The organism is Micromonospora parathelypteridis (assembly GCF_014201145.1).
Lineage (GTDB): Bacteria > Actinomycetota > Actinomycetes > Mycobacteriales > Micromonosporaceae > Micromonospora > Micromonospora parathelypteridis.
The window spans coordinates 5,786,509-5,802,870 of the sequence record NZ_JACHDP010000001.1; the positions used below are offsets into that span (position 1 = coordinate 5,786,509).

Here is a 16,362-nt window from a genome sequence, read left to right on the forward strand (position 1 = left end):
ATTCGTAACCCGCGCAGGCTCTAGCCGTTGGCCTTGGCCTGGATTTCATCCAGCACCGCCCCGGGCTCCTTGCCCTGCCCGATCTGTCCCATCAGGCTCTGCATCGCGCCCTGCGTCGTCGCCCATTGCGGGTTCGTGCTGGGGTAGAACCGGGCGTTCGGCAGGACCTCGAGGAAGCTCGCGATCTCCTTCTTGCCCGCCAGTGCCGCTGCACCGGACTTGGTGGTGGGCAGGAATCCCTCGGTGTCGACGAACTTCGTGTAGACCGGTGCGCTGAACACGTAGTCCAGGAAGGTCTTGACCGTTTCCTGCTTGTCACCCTTGTTCTTGAACGCCATCAGGTGGTCGGCGACCCCGAGGGTCATCGGCTGACCGTCCTTGGTGGGGATCGGAGCGCTCGCGTACTTGAGGCCCGGGTTTTTCTCCGCGATCTGCCCGACGGTAGGCGGGAGCGCCACGACCATGCCAATCTTGCCCTGGATGAACACGTCCAGCATGGGGGTCCGATCGGACGCCCCGGGGTCGGGTTGGGTGGCCTTTTCGTCGATCATGCGTTTCATGAACGTGACGGCTTCGAGGTTCGCAGGGGTGTTGACTGCGATGGTCGAGCCGTTGGTCCACGATCCGCCGTTGCCGAAGGTCCAGATTGAAGTTTCCCCCTGGGCCTCCTCGCTGCCCAGCGGCATGCCGTAGCCGTAGACGCCGTCGCCGAGACCGGCCACCTTTTTCGCCGCGTCGAGCAACTGGTCCCACGTCTTCGGCGGTGCCGCGACGCCGGCCCGCTCGAACAGTTCAGTGTTGTAGAACATGGTGCGGGCCGAGGCGATCAGTGGCAGGCCGTACATGGCGCCGTCGATCGAGGCGTTGTCCGCGAAGGACTGCTGGAAGTCCGCCACGGTGTTCGCCGAGACCATTTCGTCGGCGGAGTACAACAGGTCGTCCGCCGCGAAACCTGAGAAGGCGTCGATGTTGAGGATGTCCGGTGCCGCGTTCGACTGGACCTTGGTGCGGACAACATCGTTGATGTTGTCCCAGGATTGGATCTCCAGCTCCACGTTGATCTCCGAGTGTGCCGCCTCAAAGTCAGCGATGATGCCCTCCCAGAGCGCCTTGGTGCCGTCGCTGTAGCTGGGCACCAGGAACGACAGGGTGCTGCCGCCCTCACTCTGACCGTCGTCGCCGCCGAAGCCGCAACCTGTCAGCGTCAGGCCGGCAACTGCTACGGCTGCCCACGAACGCACGAATTTCTTCATTTCCGCCTCCACCGGCGCAGGGACATCGCCAAAGTCGTGATCGGAATCCTGGCTGGCTGTGATCGTTCATGACCGGCTTCCATCGGAACCGTGCACGATCATGCCGTGGCTTGAGGGGATTCTGCGGTGCCGCCGCGAGCAACGTCAAGGCTTTTCGCGGTAACTGCTGCTCAGACCGTGCGCCGTCACCTCCTGCCTCGATGCCTGTTCCTGATTGGTTCTGCGGCCTTCTTGACAGGTTCGATCAGAGCGCTCCATTCTGGAGGCCCTTCAAACCCGCTGGCATGAACCACGAGGACGAGGCACCCGATGAGTGAAGGAACCTTCCTGGCGGCCGAGATCAAGACCCAGCCGGATGACTGGCTCGGCGTCCTGGACGTGCTGCCCTCCGTGGCGATGGACCTTCCGCAGCCTGGTGAGCGAGTCGCGGTGCTCGGATGTGGAACATCGCTATTTGTCGCCCAGGCCTACGCGGCCCTGCGCGAGAGCGCCGGCGAGGGCATCACCGACGCGTGGCCGGCCAGTGAACACCAACTCGGCCGTGGCTACGACCGGGTGCTCTGCATTACCCGCTCGGGCACCACGACCGAGGTGCTCGACGTCCTCAGGCAGCGCCGCGAGGGCGCGCCGGCCACCGTCATCACCGCCGACGCATCCTCCCCGGCGGTGAGCCTGGCCTGTCCGGTCGTGCTGAGTGGCGTCGACGAGCGTTCGGTCGTACAGACCCGCTTCGCGACGACCACCCTCGCGCTGTTGCGGGCGGCCCTCGGTCACGACCTACGTCCGGTCGCCGAACAGGCACGGCAGATTCTCGACAAGGGCGCCGACGCGACGGGCCCGGCCGCGACGGCCGACCAGATCACCTTCCTCGGACGCGGCTGGACGGTCGGGCTCGCGCACGAGGCGGCCCTGAAGCTGCGCGAGACGACCCAACTGTGGACCGAGTCCTACCCCGCCATGGAGTACCGGCACGGTCCGCTCAGCATCACCGCGCGGGGTCGGGTCGTCTGGGCGTTCGGAGAGGTCCCCGTCGGCCTGGCGGACCAGGTCCGGGCCACCGGCGGACATTTCGAGTGGTCCGATGTGGATCCGCTCGCCGATCTGGTTCGCGTCCAACAGCTGTGCCTGCTGAGAGCCGGGGCAGCAGGGCTCAACCCCGACCAGCCGCGCAACCTGTCCCGGTCGGTCATTCTCGCCGGCTGACCGCTCGACACCCGGGCCAAGCTGCCGGAGGTAGCCGGGCCAGGTGGTCCGGCGCTGACTGGCTACCGCGTCGGCCAGCATGGTTAAGCAATCGTGCCAGGATCGTGCGTCAAACGATCACCTTCAAGCAGAAGATCTCCGATCGGCCATTGCGCTCGCAAGTGGAGTGACCAATACTGCTTGAAATTTCGCGTGACGCGTCACATTCCCGCAGAGGAGCTGATCCACGTGAGTCCCAACGAAGCCATCCCGAACGAGCCCACCGCGGCGGCCGGGTCCCACCCGTCGCGTCGCAACGTCCTGAAGGGCGTGGGCGCGCTGGGCGCCGCGGCCGGACTGGGCGGCGCCCTACTTCCGGGCGCGGAGGCCAGTGCGGCACCCGCGGCCGAACCTGCCCGGATCAAGGGCAAAGAGAAGTCGATGGTCAACGTGCCCTTTGAGGGCTTCGACGAGGTGCGCGTCGGCATCATCGGCCTTGGCAACCGCGGCGGAGACCAGGCCATGCGGTGGGCCGCCGTCTCCACGATCACCGCGGTCTGCGACATCCGGCCCGACCACGTCGCGGAGACCATCAGCCGAGTCATGGCCCAGGGCTTCCAGGACAAGGAGCCGGTCGGCTACTCCAACGGCGAGGAGGACTTCGAGCGGCTCGTCCGCCGTGACGACATCGACCTGATCTATGTCGCCACGCCGTGGGAGTGGCACCACCCGATGGCCAAGGCCGCCATGGAGCATGGCAAGCACGTTGCCATCGAGCTGCCGATCGCGCCGCACCTGGACGACATCTGGGACCTGGTCCGTACCTCCGAGCGCACTGGCAAGCACTGCATGCTGCTGGAGAACGTGAACTACTTCCGCCCCGAGATGCAGATGTTCAACATGGCCAAGGCGGGGCTTTTCGGCGAGTTGCAGCACGCCTCCGGTGGCTACGTCCACGACCTGCGCTGGCCGTACACCTTCGGAGGTGCCTACTACCCGGAGCACTGGCGGCGGCGCTGGCAAACCCGGATGAACGCCGCTCACTACCCGATGCACGGGCTCGGGCCGGTCTCGGCCTGCCTGGACATCAACCGCGGTGACCGCTTCGACGAACTCGTCGCGGTAGCCTCGCGGCCCAAGGCGCTGGCCCTGTTCCGCGAGGAGGACCCGCGGGTCGGCGCGGACCACCCCTCCTGGGACGACGATCCCTACATCTCCGGGGACCGCAAGCAGGTCTTCATCAAGACCGTCAACGACCGGTTCATCCGGGTCGAGCACGACGTGAACTCGCCCCACCCGTACAGCCGGGAGACCACGCTCACCGGGACCCGGGGTTCGTTGGAACTGGACAATGCCCGGATCTACCTGGAGTCGCTCGGTCACACGAACCACGCGTGGCGGACCGGCAGTGCCTTCAGTGCGATCATGAACCAGCACGACCACTGGATCTGGCCGGCCCTGCAGAACCTGGCCAGCCAGTACGGTGGGCACGGCGGCGGCGACTTCATCTCCATCTTCCGGATGGTCCAGCTGATGCGCCTGGGCATGACCCCCGACATCGACGTCTACGACTCCGCGGCGTGGTGCTCGGTGATCCCGCTCAGCCACGAGTCGCTGAAGGGCAAGGGTTTCAAGTCGGTCAAGGTGCCCGACTTCACCCGCGGCCACTGGACGCAGGCACGCCCCACGTTCGACCGGCCGCGGCCGGAGGACCCGTGGCTGGACGGCGACGGCCGGCCGCGCCGGTAGGCATAGGCGCGGGCTGAGGTGACGCTCCCCGGGTCGGGCACGAACGATATTGTCCGTGCCCGACCCCGGTGCCCTGGGTCGCCCGAAGAGCAGTGGACCGCCGCGAGCGTCGTCAGAGCGAACCAACGACCACCGAGTCGGCGAACCTACGGATCCGCCGGCCGCATGTCCACCACCCAATCGCACCCCCGTTGTCTCACAGCAGCGGATGGTGGAGGCGTTTGGCGACAAGGCCTATCAGACGGCGATCACCAGGATGGTCGGCGACCGGACGGCGTGAGCGAGCGCAGTCATCGGACCAGCAGGCTCAGGTGCGAGTGTGGCGAGGGGAAGCGGTGAGCGAAGGCGCGGTGGTCGTCGCGTTGGATCTGGGCGGTACTGGCATCAAGGCCGCGCTGGTCCGGGCCGATGGGACCAGCCATTACACCGAACGGCACGCCACCGGCGCTGATCGGGGTCCGGCGGCGGTCATGGAGACCGTTCTGTCCGTCGCCGGAGGGCTGGCCGACAAGGCCCGCGCCGATGGCTTGACTCCGGTGGCGGTGGGCATCGCGGTGCCCGGGGTGATCGACGAGGTTGCCGGCGTGGCGGTCTGGTCGGCGAACGTCGGCTTCCGGGACGTACCGTTGCGGGACCTGGCGGTCGCGCGGCTCGGGCTGCCTGTGGCGCTCGGGCACGACGTGCGGGTGGGCGGCGTGGCCGAGGCCCGGCTCGGCGCCGGGCGGGGTAGCCGGCACGTGCTCTTCGTCGCGATCGGCACCGGCATCGCCAGCGCTCACGTGGTCGGCGGGTCGGCTTACGCGGGCGCGCACGGCGCCGCTGGCGAACTGGGTCACATCGTTGTACGTCCCGGCGGGCCGCGCTGCGGCTGCGGCCAGCTCGGCTGCCTGGAGGCGGTCGCTTCGGCGGCCGCGGTCGGCCGACGTTACGGGGAACTGGCCCGTACTCCCGCTACCGCGGCCGATGTCGCCGCGCGGGCCGCCGCCGGGGAGGAACTCGCTGGGCAGGTGTGGCGCGACACGGTCGACGCGCTCGCCGACGGGCTCCTCACCGGACAGACGCTCTACGACGCGGAGGTGATGGTGATCGGCGGCGGGCTCGCCGAGGCTGGATCCGTTTTGATCGATCCGCTTCGGGCGGCGCTGCGCGCGCGGCTTACGTTTCACCGGGAGCCGCGGCTGGCGCGGGCCGCACTCGGCGACAGGGCCGGCAGCCTCGGCGCCGCCCTACTCGCGCTCGACTACCTGGAGGCGTCGTGACCGAGCGGATCACGGCTTCGCCTTCAACATCGCGGCCGGCGCGTACATCCGACCGAGTATGTGCGGTGGCTGGCAGATCCGGAGCCCGGCCATTCGCTGATTGTCCAGGCGAAGTACATCGTCTGCTGGATGCCGGCGGCCGTCCGCCAGAGGGCTCGTTTGCTACCCGGCCCTAGCGTGGCATGAGGACCTTGTGGACACCGGTCGGAAGGCGCGCCAGCGATGCGACGACGGTACGGAACAGTCCACGAACTGCTACGCCTGGTGCGCGAGACCGGGACGGCCGGCACCTGGGCGGGCGATCGGCGAATCGTCCTCGCGGCAGAGCAAGTGTTCGGCGCTGCTGCCATCCGGCGGTTGGGCGCTGAGCACTGGTTCGTCAACTTCTCGGTCGCGGTCACGACCTGCTGGATTCTCTCCGAGTTGGAGGAGGACGAGTACCTGGCCGGCCGTGATGTGGAGTTCCCGGTCGACGTCGGGGCGCTGCGGATCGACTGGCGAGTTGAGCCTAAGGCGCTGCGCGCGCTCGTCGATCACACGAGCGAGCTGGCCTGCACCGACGGCCTACCGGCGTCGGTGCGGTCACTCGCGGGCTTCATTGCCCGGCGACACCTGCCGCAAAGTGTGGGCGCGGCGGCGAACGCGGCGCGCCGCGAGCTGCTCACCGGACGGCCGACCGCCGAACCCGGCGACCTGCCCGACCTGTCGAGCGCATCCGCCGTCATCGACTGGATCGCACAGGCGTCGCGCCGAGGGCCCCAGCTGCGACTGTCGTACTTCGGCGGCCCTGACCTCGCCGACGTCGGGGTCCTCGGTGATCGCGTCGCGACCAAGGGCGGTACCCCCTACGCCGCGGCGTTGAACCACTTCATCGAGTTCGGCTACGCCCAGCTTTGGGAGCACCCCGAGGCCGATGCGTTGCGCGAGGTACTGACCGACGCCTACGACTGGGTCGATGCCTACGAGCAGAAGCGCGCCCCGACGCCTATGCGCGGCGGGGCTGTCTTCAACCAGGCGCAGGATGCCTACCTTCGGCAGATCGTCATCGGCCGGATCTGCAAGGTGCTGGTCGGGCGCAGTGGCTGGATGCAGTACTGGAGCTTTACGAACAAGGGCACACTGCTCGCCTTCGCGGCCCAGGTGCGAGCCCGCGCCGTGACCGCGCGGACCCGGGAACTCGCCGACCTGCTGGCCCGGCTGATGGTGCGCCAGATCGTTCAGCGCAACCGAAACCGCGAGCACCAGCGTGCGCTGCGTCATCAAATGGACAAGGCGCCGGCCTTCAGGCGACAGCTTCTGCGCAGGGTCAGCCCAGAGGCCGCGGTCGTCGGTGCCGCGGTGGGCGCCACAGGCAGTGCCATTCCTCCGTGGCTGGTGACCGCGCTCGGCGCGGTAGCGCTCTTCTTCGTCGCGCTGCGAATTCGGGCCGCCCGGCGCCGGTCAGGATTCCTGGTTCCGCCCTATCAGCGTGGCCTGGCCACGGTGAGTGTGCTCCTGGCCCTGGCGTACACACTGCCGATGGCCGTGACGGGCATCCTCGTCATCAGCGGTGAGGGCATCGGGTGGGCATGGGCGACCTCGACGGCGACAGGTCTGTTGGCGTTCACCCTCGTCGTGGCCGGGCTGGTCCGCGTTCCCAGCCGGCCTCAGTTGCTGATGTCCGACCTGGTCCCAGAGGTCGAGGGCGTGCCTCCGTATGTCACTGACGCCGGGAAGCAAGACCTCGATCTCTGGCAGGAAGCACTCACCGTCGTGGTCGACACCCCCCGACACCCACGGCCGACCCCGTCACGGTAACCAGCCTCGGTGGCGTAGCTCTGACCGACTTTCGAGCGGTACAAGCTACCTCCAGCGAGAATCCGGGGGCTTCCCGCTCGTGGGAAGCCCCCGGACTCTCCTGATGGGCGCTGTTGTTACTGGAGCCAGTCGCCCTGAGCGGTCATCGGGACGGCCGCCGATCGGGTCGCCACTGCCGCCGCTGCCGGGCGGGCTGGGATGGTGGAGGTGTCCTGTGCGAACGTGGCGACGGCGGTCGCGATGGCGTCAGCGTTCGTGTCGATCGCGAATGTGTTGACGTTGCCGAACAGGCGGTACTCCTGCCGGAGTTGGCGGTAGAGGTCGGCGTCGGCGCCGTTGCGTTCCGGCGCAAGGCTGTCGCATGGCGCGTGGTAGCACGGGTCGTACTGGGCGCCGGCGACACCGCCCCAGAGCGCGACGTCCGCCTCGGTCTTGCGTACCTCGGCCCCGGTGAAGAGGCCACCGGCCGGGATGCCGGTCGCGATGAACGGACCGTAGTCGGACCGGCCTGTGAAGTCCGCGGCGGCGGTGGCCTCGCTGCGAGACGCGAAGAACCGCTGGAAGACTGCCTCGATCTGGGCTGAGCCGACCGGTCCGGGACCGGAGCCTTCGCCAGCCGAGTCGTCGCCGTCATACACGCCGAAGGTGTAGTTGGGCGAGCCGATCATGTCGAAGTTGAGGTAGAGGGCGATCTTGGCCTGCTCTTCCGCCGTCAGGTTGCTGACGTAGAACGTCGAGCCGACCAGGTTGGACTCCTCGGCGCCCCACCAGGCGAACCGGACCTTGTTCTTCGTCTTGATGTTGCGCATCTGGAGGGCGACCTCGAGGATGCCGGCGCTGCCAGACCCGTTGTCGTTGATGCCGGCGGTGTCGGGTTCGGAGTCGAGGTGGGCGCCGACCGTCACGACCTCGTTCGGGTCGCCGTGCCGCGACTCGGCGATGACGTTCTCGGTGTCACGGACCTCGGCGATGGTCTCGGTCGTGATCGTCACGTTGAGGTTCGGCGTGCCGTTGAACGCGACCCCGCGGGGGTACGACACCGAGATGGCTGGGATGCCGACCGGGTTGCCCAAGGTGCCGAGGAAGAGGTCCTGGCGGTCGGGAGCGGCGGTGTTGCCCTGGTTCATGAGGATCACGCCTGTCGCCCCGGCTGCTTCGGCGTTGGCGACCTTCTGCCCGAACGGGCAGGTGCCGCGTTGCAGCAGGGCGATGTTGCCGTTGACCGCGGTGGTGAAGTCGCTCGCCTCGCACCCGGAGGTGCTGCTGTTCGGCGTGGTCAGGGCGAGGTCGACGGGCACGACCAGGCCGGTGGTGGTGCCGTTGCCCGAGCAGTCCATCACGTCGTAGTCGACTTGGTCGGCGTAGGTCGTCGGGGTGGGTGCGTTCTGCACGAACGACGAGCCGGTGTCCTCGCAGAAGTTGAACTGGAACGGTTGACGGGTCACGTGGTATCCGGCGAGCCGCATCATCGTCGCCACGTAGTCGGCGCTGCGGTCGTATCCGGGCCCGCCGGACGCGCGGTTGCCGCCGTTGAGCGAAGCGATCGCCTGAAGTGCGACGAGGTGCCGCAGAACGCCGGAGAGCGTGACGGACTTGGTCAGCTTCTCCACACTGTTATTGCTGGACGTCGCCTGCGCGGGTGTGGCGACGGCGAATGTCCCCAGCAACACCGCCACGGCGGCGACGCCGCCAAGGCGTCGTACTAACAACCCAGACACCACCATGTGTCCTCCAATCGGAATCGGCTGCGATATCCAGCAATCTAAGTTCGTCGCTGGTAGTGCGAAATGGGCCACGCGGCCCATAACCGCCTGCAGGTACGCGGCTCGGCGACAACGTTCGGCTGGCTCGTGTCCTGGACGCGAACGGCGCTGACCGCCACAGCAAGCGGTCCCCGCTACACGCGGCCGGTCCTGGCGGCCGCGGTCGAAGGGGCCGCCGGCAAGGTGCCGGCCGGCCGCATGACCATTGCCGCAAGATGGTGACGTCGTCGACGCGTGCGCGACGTGCGTAGACGTGTGGCGAGTCGTCCTGGGGGTTAAGGGGTCGTCGGGCTGCTGTTCTGGCTCAGTGGATCTGATGCGGCTCAGTAAGGTTGACATCTTGGATCGGTGGATCTGATGCTGGCCAGGTCAACGCGACGGCCCGGCATCAGATCCGATGACCCGTGATCGATAGAGGGACCTGCATGGCCGAATCTATGTTGCCTCCCTCACCGCCAGCGGTAGCGTGGCGGATCGAGCTGCGTGGCATGTACAACTATGCGCTGATCAACGTCGGGGTTGAGACGGCAACCGGAGTGCAGCGGATTCCGACCGGTGAAATTTCCGACGGATTTGTTGATCTCGACGTGGGTGACGGACGGGTGCTCCCTGGCGGCGAACTGGAGATAACGGCCGCATGGTCGCTCGTGCCGGTCGCCCCAAGTCGGGAGCTGTTCCTGACGTGGGATGGGCAGTCCGATCCGCTCGCCGTGCCGATACCTCTGGTGGGGTACTCCTACTGAACCTGATGCGGCCGACGTCGCCGCGTCGCCCGTGGTCCTCCCGGGTGAAGCCGGGCTCGCGAATACCGGCCGTGGTCGGACGATCGGCAAGCTCAACGAAGAACGCGGTGACCATCAGGACGGCGTGCGCGGCCTGGAGCCGCTCGCTGCGGTCGTGGCGCCGCGGCCCGCGTACTGAATCGTGGCCCTGACCAGTCCGCTGAGCCTGACCACCTCGGCCTTGGCGTCGAAGCCAAGGCCAGCGCCGGCTGGTACCGCAATGTGATCAGGGCTAACGGCCTCATCTGACGCGCCGTCGGCGGCGATGGCGAGGAAGAAGCGCGACGACGGACCGGGCAGCACGCCCGGACCGGAAAAGAATCCGGTCCGGCACCAATCCGGCGGCCGCCCCGCGTCGAATCCCTCCCGACAGCACCTGAATGCCAACGCCGATCCGGCGGAGACGGAGATTTGTTGTGAGAATGTCCCGAGCCCTGCTCGCCATACCCGCGGCCGCGATGTTCCTAGCGTTCCCGGGCGTCGCACACGCGGACGAGAGCGTGCAGGTCCAGTTGCAGGACCTCAACGAGACCGGCGCCACCGGGACCGCGACATTGACCGCGACGAACGGCGGTGACCTGAAGGTCATGATCCGGTCGAAAGGCATGACGCCGAACTCGCCGCACGCCCAGCACGTGCACGGCGCGGCCAACGGCATGGACTTCCACTGCCCGGACAAGTCCGCCGACACCAACGGCAACGGCTACGTCAGCACCGAAGAGGGCCTGCCGATGTATGGCGACATCTTCATCTCGCTGACCACCACCGGGGACACGACCAAGGCCAGCGGCCTGGCGGTGGACCGGATGCCGAAGGCCGACGCGCAGGGCAACCTCAGCTACGAGCGCACCATCCCCGCCTCGGACCTGCCCAAGGGCACGATCGAGCATCTGAAGGACCTGCACCTCGTGCAGCACGGCATCGACGCCAACAAGAACGGCAAGTACGACATGGAGGCGCTCGGCGAGTCGACGTTCGCCAAGTCCATCGGCGTCAACGGCATCCCCGCAGAGGCCACCGACCCCGCGACGTGCGGCATGGTCAGCGGCGCGGCCGCCGGGTCCGTTCCTGCGGGAGGCGTCGCCACTGGTGACGGCAGCACTGCTGGTGGATCGCCGATGATGATGTACACCGTCGGTGGCCTCGCGCTGCTTGGCGCCGCCGGTGCGGTCGTCGCGCGTCGCCGGTTCGCCGGCGAGCGCTGAGCCGGACGCATTCGTCATGGACACCGGCGATACACCAGTGCCGGCCGGCCGCCGTCGGGGGCGTTTCACGCTCCTGGCGGTGGTCGGCATCCTCACCGTGACGGCGGCCGTGACGATCGGTCTCGCCGTCGCCGGCCCGGACGGGGAGCCACCTCGACCCGACGCGTCCGCTGCGGCACCAGCCGCGAACGCGTCGCCCGTCCCGGCGACCAAGCCGGGCGAGTTGACCGCAGGGCCTCTGATGGCCAGCTCGACACCGAGGCGGGTGTCGATCCCGTCGCTGAAGGCCACCGCGGCGATCGTCACCCTCGGCCTGCAGGCCGACGGCGCGATGCAGGTGCCGGACAACGCCACCGAGGTCGGCTGGTTCACCAAGGCGCCGGCGCCCGGGGCGCTCGGCCCGGCCGTGCTGGCCGGCCACGTCAACTGGAAGGGCCGCCGGGGGACGTTCTTCGACCTGGGCAAGCTGGCCGTCGGCGCCGGGATCACGGTCGACCGTCAGGACGGCAGCACCGCGATGTTCACCGTCACGAAGGTCGAGCAGTATCCCAAGGACCGATTCCCGACCGATGAGGTGTACGGGGCGACCAACCACGCCGCGCTGCGCCTGATCACCTGCGGCGGAGAGTTCGACGACACCACGCAGCACTACCGCGACAATGTCATCGTCTACGCCCGCCTCGCGCACGCTCATCCCGCCTGACGATCGAGTACGCGTCGGCGGCGCATCGAACCGTCGCCAGCACAGGAGAGGACATGCCGAGAATGAGCGGTGACCCGGAACAGGCGCGGCGGTTGCGGTCGGTGCCTCCGGACGCCGTGAGCCCGCCGAGCACCGACGAGTTGCTGTCTCGTGTGGCGCGTGGTGACGAGGCGGCGTTCGCGATGCTGTACGACGCTGTGGCGGGCAGGGTCCTCGGGCTGACCCGTCGCGTGGTGCGCGACCCGGCGCAGGCGGAGGAGGTGACGCAGGAGGTGATGGTCGAGGTGTGGCGCACCGCCGGCCGCTTCGACGCCGGTCGCGGCTCGGCCTCCGCGTGGATCCTCACCATGGCCCACCGCCGGGCGGTGGATCGGGTACGCGCCGAGCAGGCCCACACCAACCGCGCTTCGCGGGTCGCCGCGACCGAGACGCACGTTCCCTATGACGAGGTGGTCGAGGACGTCACCGCCCGATTGGAGCGGGAGCAGGTCCGTCGGTGCCTGGGCCGGTTGACGCCGGTCCAACGAGAGGCGGTGACCCTGGCCTACTACGGCGGCCACACCTACCGCGAGGTCGCCGAGAAGTTGCAGACGCCGCTGCCGACGGTGAAGACACGGATGCGTGACGGGCTGATCCGGATGCGCGACTGCCTGGGCATCGAGATGGAGGGACGGGCATGAACGCCGATGTTCACACCCTCGTTGGTGCGTACGTCCTCGACGCGGTCGACGACCTCGAGAGGGTGGCGTTCGAGCGGCACCTGGCCGAGTGCGAGCCGTGTCGCGTCGAGGTGGCCGAGCTGCGGGAGACCGTCACACGGCTCGCCGACGACACGGTCGTCGAGGCCACACCGCCGGGGCTGCGAGAGCGGACCCTCGCCCAGGCGGCCCGGACCCCGCAGCTGCGCGTCAGCGTCCCGGGTGCCAGCGACAGACGGCAGGCAGGCAGGTGGCGTCGGCTCACCGTGGCCGCCGCCGCAGCGGTCCTCGTGGCGGGTGGGGCGAGTGCGGTGACCTGGACCGTGAGCAACGATCGGATCAGCGACGAGCAGGCCAGCAGCGACCAGGCCCGGCAGATCGCCGCAGTGCTCGACGCCCCGGACGCCCGGGTGTTCGAGCGGTCGCTGGAGCCCGGCGGCGCCGCGACCGTGGTGGTGTCCCGTGAGCGCGACCGAAGTGTGGTGTTGCTGCGTGATCTGCCCGATCCCGGCCCCGGGCGGATCTACGAGCTGTGGCTCATCCGTGACGCCGAGCCGGCCCGCTCGGTGGGGCGACTCGCCGAGGGGGTCAGGGCGACAACCACGGTCATCGGTCCCGTCGCGCAGGCGGGCACGTTCGGGGTGTCCAACGAACCGGTCGGCGGCTCCGTCGCCCCCACCCGAATCGTGGGCACGGTCGAGCTGAGCTGATGCCGGGCCGGCAACGGTCACACCGTCGGCCGGCCCGGCCCGTTCGCTATCCCGACACCATTCGCTGCGGCAGTCGGTGTCCTTCTCGTCGCCGACCCATCCGTGCGGCGTTCCGCTCCGAATCACTCACATGGATGACGAGCTGCTCGCCGGCCGGTACCGCAGGCTCCTGCTGATCGGGGACGCCGCGACCCTCGGACGCGTCTGGCTGGCACGCGACGAGGTGCTCGACCGGCACGTCGCGCTCCAGCAGATCGCTGTACCGAGTTGGGCGAGCGACGCCGAGCGGTCGCGGTTGCAGGAGCGCACGCTCGGCGAGGTTCGCGGACTGGCCGGGCTGAGCCATCCGGGCGTCGTGGAGATGTGGGACGTGCTGAGCACCGCCGGGCACCTGTGGCTCGTCATGGAACACGTACCTTCCAGGACGCTGTCCGAGGTGGTCGCCGCCGACGGCCCGCTGGCGCCGACCGAGGTAGCACGGGTCGGTCTGCACCTGCTCGCCGCTCTGGGCGCCGCCCACGCGGCGGGAGTGGTGCACCGGGAACTGCGCCCGCAGAACGTGCTGCTTGCCGAGGACGGGCGGGTCATGCTCGGCGGGTTCGGCTTGTCGATCTTCGACAGCCGCAGCCCGGCGATCATCAGCGCGGGGAGCCTGTCGACGATCCAGTACGTCGCACCGGAGCGCGCCCGCGACGGCAGGTCCACCCCCGCCACCGATCTGTGGGCACTCGGCGCGACGCTCTACCTGGCAGCGGAGGGCCGCCCACCGTGGAGCCGGTCGTCAACCCTGGCCACCCTCGCCGCACTGGCCACCGAGGCGCCCGACCGGATGAGCGTCCTGCCGCTCGAACCCACGATCACCGGCCTCCTGCTGCGTAACCCCCGTCAACGTCTGTCCGCGCAGGAGGCACGCGACCGACTCGAGCAGGTGGCTGCGGCAACCGTACCCATCGAGCCTGCGCCGGGGCCGCGGCCGCGCCGCTGGCGGCGCACGCCCGCCGCCCTACGTCGCCCCGCCACCCCGGTGTTCCCGATCGCGCAGGACGGAATCGACACCACGGCCATTCCAGTCAGAGCCTCGGCCAGCCGCGACCGGAGGACCGGCTGGGCATTCACTGGCGCCGTGTCGGGCCTGGTGGCGGTCGTGGCCGTTGTCGTCACGGCAACTGGCGCCGTGATCGGCGGCCTGCGCGGCCAGGACGGCACGCCAGCCGCCGCACCAGGTGGTGCGGCGGCCGGCGCGATGAAGCCGACCGAGACGGCGCCGCCCGCCCACCTCTGCCTGGACGATGCCGCCTCCAACGAGGCCGAGCCTCTGCAGGAGCCCGCCGCGCCGCTGCCGAACGCCTTGCCGGACGGGTGGGCATGGCATCAGGACCCGATCGGCTTCCGCTTGGCGGTGCCCGTGGGCTGGACTCGGCACACCGAAGGTGGGACGGTCTGCTTCCGCGACCCCGTGCAGCCGCAAGCCATCGCCGTCGACCCCGCCGCCGCGGTCTCCTCCATACCGTCGACGCGGTGGGAGGCAGCGGAGCACGAGGCGCTGAAGACGGGGGTGCTACCCGGCTACCAGAGGATCAGCATCGGGCCGGTCATCCGCACGGGTGGGGCCGCCGAATGGGAGTACACCTCCGACCAGGCCGGCGGCGCGCGGCTGCACGCCCGCCGACTGCTGGTCAACGACAGCAAGACCCGCGCCTACAGCCTGTCCTGGATCAACCTGGACAGCCAGTGGATCGCGACCGAACCCTTCCAACGACTAGCCTTCTCGAGCTTCCGCCTCGACTGAGGCCGCGGATGGCCGGGCAGACATGCCGTCGACGTCGAGGTGGGTAACCCAGGAGTGGTCGACCGTGGAAGGGCGGGGCCTGCCCGACACCGGCTCCGGCGATCACCGCAGCCTGCCGAAGCGACCTGCCCGTCCGTGCTCGCTACTGCCGTAGGAGCAGGGCGAGGTCGAGCACCACATGATTCATGAAGTTGCCGGTGGTCTCGGCTTCGCCCGTGAGTAGGTCAATCCTGTACAGCCGGGAGCCGGCAAGGCTGTTGAGGACGGCATAGGCGTTGTTGGCCACGGCGCGGTCTCCGCGCAGAGGGCTGTGGATGTCGAAGCCTGCTTGCGGGTTCGCGTTGACTCCGAGCGCGCCGGTGGCGACCAGTTGCCCGGAGTTGGCGGGGGATTGCAGCGCGACCTGGTCGAGGGTGGTGTCGATGTCGAACAGGGTGGTGGCGGTGGCGGGGTTGAGGTCGTTGTTGGTGTAGGCCGCGCCGGTGACACCGACGGCTGCGGTGCTGGGCGGATAGATAAGGGGACCGTCGACGATGGTCGTGCCGCCCGGGTTGACGTTGTGGCGCAGGTTCTGGCCGGTGTCGCTGATGATCCGGAGTCGGTCGGCGGCTGGGTTGAAGTCGACGCCGAACGAGGCGCCGTTCAGGGCGGCGGTCAGTTGGCTGATTTTCGTGGCGGCGGCGGTGCGCGTGTTCAGCGTGTAGATGCCGCCGCTGCTGCCGACGCCGTAGAGCAGTCCGTCTTGAATGCGGAAGTCGATGCCGATGAGAGCTTCGCTACCGGGCAGGTCGACGGGGCCGATGGTGCAGGCCAGGGCGGGGCGGCTGGCGGCGAACTTGATCAGTTGTTGATTGGCGGTGAGGCCGATGGCGACGAGCCCGTTGCGGCTGCCGGCGTTCAGCAGGTCCCACAGAAGAGAGCAGGTCCCGTTGGTCAGCGACGGTAGGCCGCGAGGCAAGATGTTTGCTGCCGTGCTCTGGGTTGGTTGGGCGGCGGCGGTGACTGGCGTCGAGGTGATCCCGACGATGGCGACCGTCATCGTGGTGGCAATGAGCAGCCCTCGGCGAAGCGTACGGTGCATGAGAGGCACTTCCTTGATCAGAGGCACCGGCGGACTCCTTGGCGGAATCCGACGCCTTGCCGGCGGCGGTGCAGGGATGAATTCCCTGGTCAGAGCCTATGGACGGGCGATCCTTACTGACTGTCGGCTTTCATCCATTCCTCCGACTTTCGCACCTTCTGCACAAGGCAATCCACAAGGGGCTTTCAACCGCGCTCGACGTGTTGATCGCGCGGCGGCTACCGCTACTCCACCGAGTTCGAGGTCGAGTACCTCTACCGGGTCTCACTCCTGATGAGCGTCGGCGAGGGCACGATCGACATCCAGCCGACCGTTGTCGCGAAGGCGCTCGTACGCCGCGAACGGACCGTCTGATGCTCCCACGGTCCTACCGGGAGCATCAGACGGTCGC

Annotated in this window: 13 protein-coding genes and 1 pseudogene; 10 read left to right on the forward strand and 4 right to left on the reverse strand. The window is 68.6% G+C overall.

All coding sequences use genetic code 11. The annotated features are described in order from the left end of the window. Positions 1-20: 20 nt before the first annotated feature. Entirely contained in the window at positions 21-1,265 is a 1,245-nt protein-coding gene (locus HNR20_RS26235) for an extracellular solute-binding protein (RefSeq protein WP_221309918.1), read from the reverse strand. A gap of 297 nt (positions 1,266-1,562) precedes the next feature. Here HNR20_RS26235 and HNR20_RS26240 point away from each other — a divergent pair, with 297 nt between their 5' ends. The 4 genes from HNR20_RS26240 (at position 1,563) to HNR20_RS26255 (ending at position 7,240) form a co-directional block, all read left to right on the forward strand. Further along, the gene (locus tag HNR20_RS26240) at positions 1,563-2,456 is read left to right on the forward strand and encodes an SIS domain-containing protein (protein ID WP_184184994.1); all 894 of its coding nucleotides are present in this window, start codon (positions 1,563-1,565) and stop codon (positions 2,454-2,456) included. Between the two features lie 228 nt (positions 2,457-2,684). Continuing rightward, on the forward strand, positions 2,685-4,184 hold the full coding sequence (locus tag HNR20_RS26245) for a Gfo/Idh/MocA family protein (protein WP_221309919.1): 1,500 nt from the start codon (positions 2,685-2,687) through the stop codon (positions 4,182-4,184). 335 nt (positions 4,185-4,519) lie between these two features. Further along, positions 4,520-5,443 carry an ROK family protein gene (locus tag HNR20_RS26250; RefSeq protein WP_184184996.1) on the forward strand — a complete coding sequence of 308 codons (924 nt, stop codon included), beginning with the start codon at positions 4,520-4,522 and terminating at the stop codon, positions 5,441-5,443. Between the two features lie 264 nt (positions 5,444-5,707). Continuing rightward, the gene (locus HNR20_RS26255) at positions 5,708-7,240 is read left to right on the forward strand and encodes a hypothetical protein (RefSeq protein WP_184184998.1); all 1,533 of its coding nucleotides are present in this window, start codon (positions 5,708-5,710) and stop codon (positions 7,238-7,240) included. Between the two features lie 116 nt (positions 7,241-7,356). On the opposite strand, the gene HNR20_RS32480 is transcribed toward HNR20_RS26255, so the two are convergent. Further along, on the reverse strand, positions 7,357-8,964 hold the full coding sequence (locus HNR20_RS32480; RefSeq protein ID WP_184185000.1) for a M28 family peptidase: 1,608 nt from the start codon (positions 8,962-8,964) through the stop codon (positions 7,357-7,359). A 527-nt stretch (positions 8,965-9,491) separates the two neighbouring features. On the opposite strand from HNR20_RS32480, the gene HNR20_RS26265 reads away from it, so the two are divergent. Further along, positions 9,492-9,746 carry a hypothetical protein gene (locus tag HNR20_RS26265; RefSeq protein ID WP_184185002.1) on the forward strand — a complete coding sequence of 85 codons (255 nt, stop codon included), beginning with the start codon at positions 9,492-9,494 and terminating at the stop codon, positions 9,744-9,746. 79 nt (positions 9,747-9,825) lie between these two features. Here the strand turns inward: HNR20_RS26265 and HNR20_RS32955 are convergent. Then, positions 9,826-9,876, reverse strand: a pseudogene (locus HNR20_RS32955) (hypothetical protein); the annotation flags it as partial. A gap of 331 nt (positions 9,877-10,207) precedes the next feature. Between HNR20_RS32955 and HNR20_RS26270 the strand changes: the two are divergent. From HNR20_RS26270 to HNR20_RS26290, 5 genes are all read left to right on the forward strand, one after another. Further along, entirely contained in the window at positions 10,208-10,990 is a 783-nt protein-coding gene (locus tag HNR20_RS26270; RefSeq protein WP_506280103.1) for a GVDTG sorting domain-containing protein, read from the forward strand. A gap of 16 nt (positions 10,991-11,006) precedes the next feature. Then, positions 11,007-11,693, forward strand: a complete 687-nt coding sequence (locus HNR20_RS26275; protein ID WP_184185004.1) for a class F sortase — start codon at positions 11,007-11,009, stop codon at positions 11,691-11,693. A gap of 53 nt (positions 11,694-11,746) precedes the next feature. Continuing rightward, positions 11,747-12,373, forward strand: a complete 627-nt coding sequence (locus HNR20_RS26280; RefSeq protein ID WP_184185005.1) for a sigma-70 family RNA polymerase sigma factor — start codon at positions 11,747-11,749, stop codon at positions 12,371-12,373. Then, on the forward strand, positions 12,370-13,101 hold the full coding sequence (locus tag HNR20_RS26285; protein ID WP_184185007.1) for an anti-sigma factor: 732 nt from the start codon (positions 12,370-12,372) through the stop codon (positions 13,099-13,101). Before HNR20_RS26280 ends, HNR20_RS26285 begins: the two co-directional genes overlap by 4 nt. A 130-nt stretch (positions 13,102-13,231) precedes the next feature. Beyond that, positions 13,232-14,890, forward strand: coding sequence for a serine/threonine-protein kinase (locus tag HNR20_RS26290; RefSeq protein WP_184185009.1), 1,659 nt, complete (start codon positions 13,232-13,234; stop codon positions 14,888-14,890). 142 nt (positions 14,891-15,032) lie between these two features. On the opposite strand, the gene HNR20_RS26295 is transcribed toward HNR20_RS26290, so the two are convergent. Beyond that, a complete protein-coding gene (locus HNR20_RS26295) occupies positions 15,033-15,998 on the reverse strand; it encodes a DUF4394 domain-containing protein (protein ID WP_221309922.1) in 966 nt (321 codons plus the stop codon). Positions 15,999-16,362 lie beyond the last annotated feature (364 nt).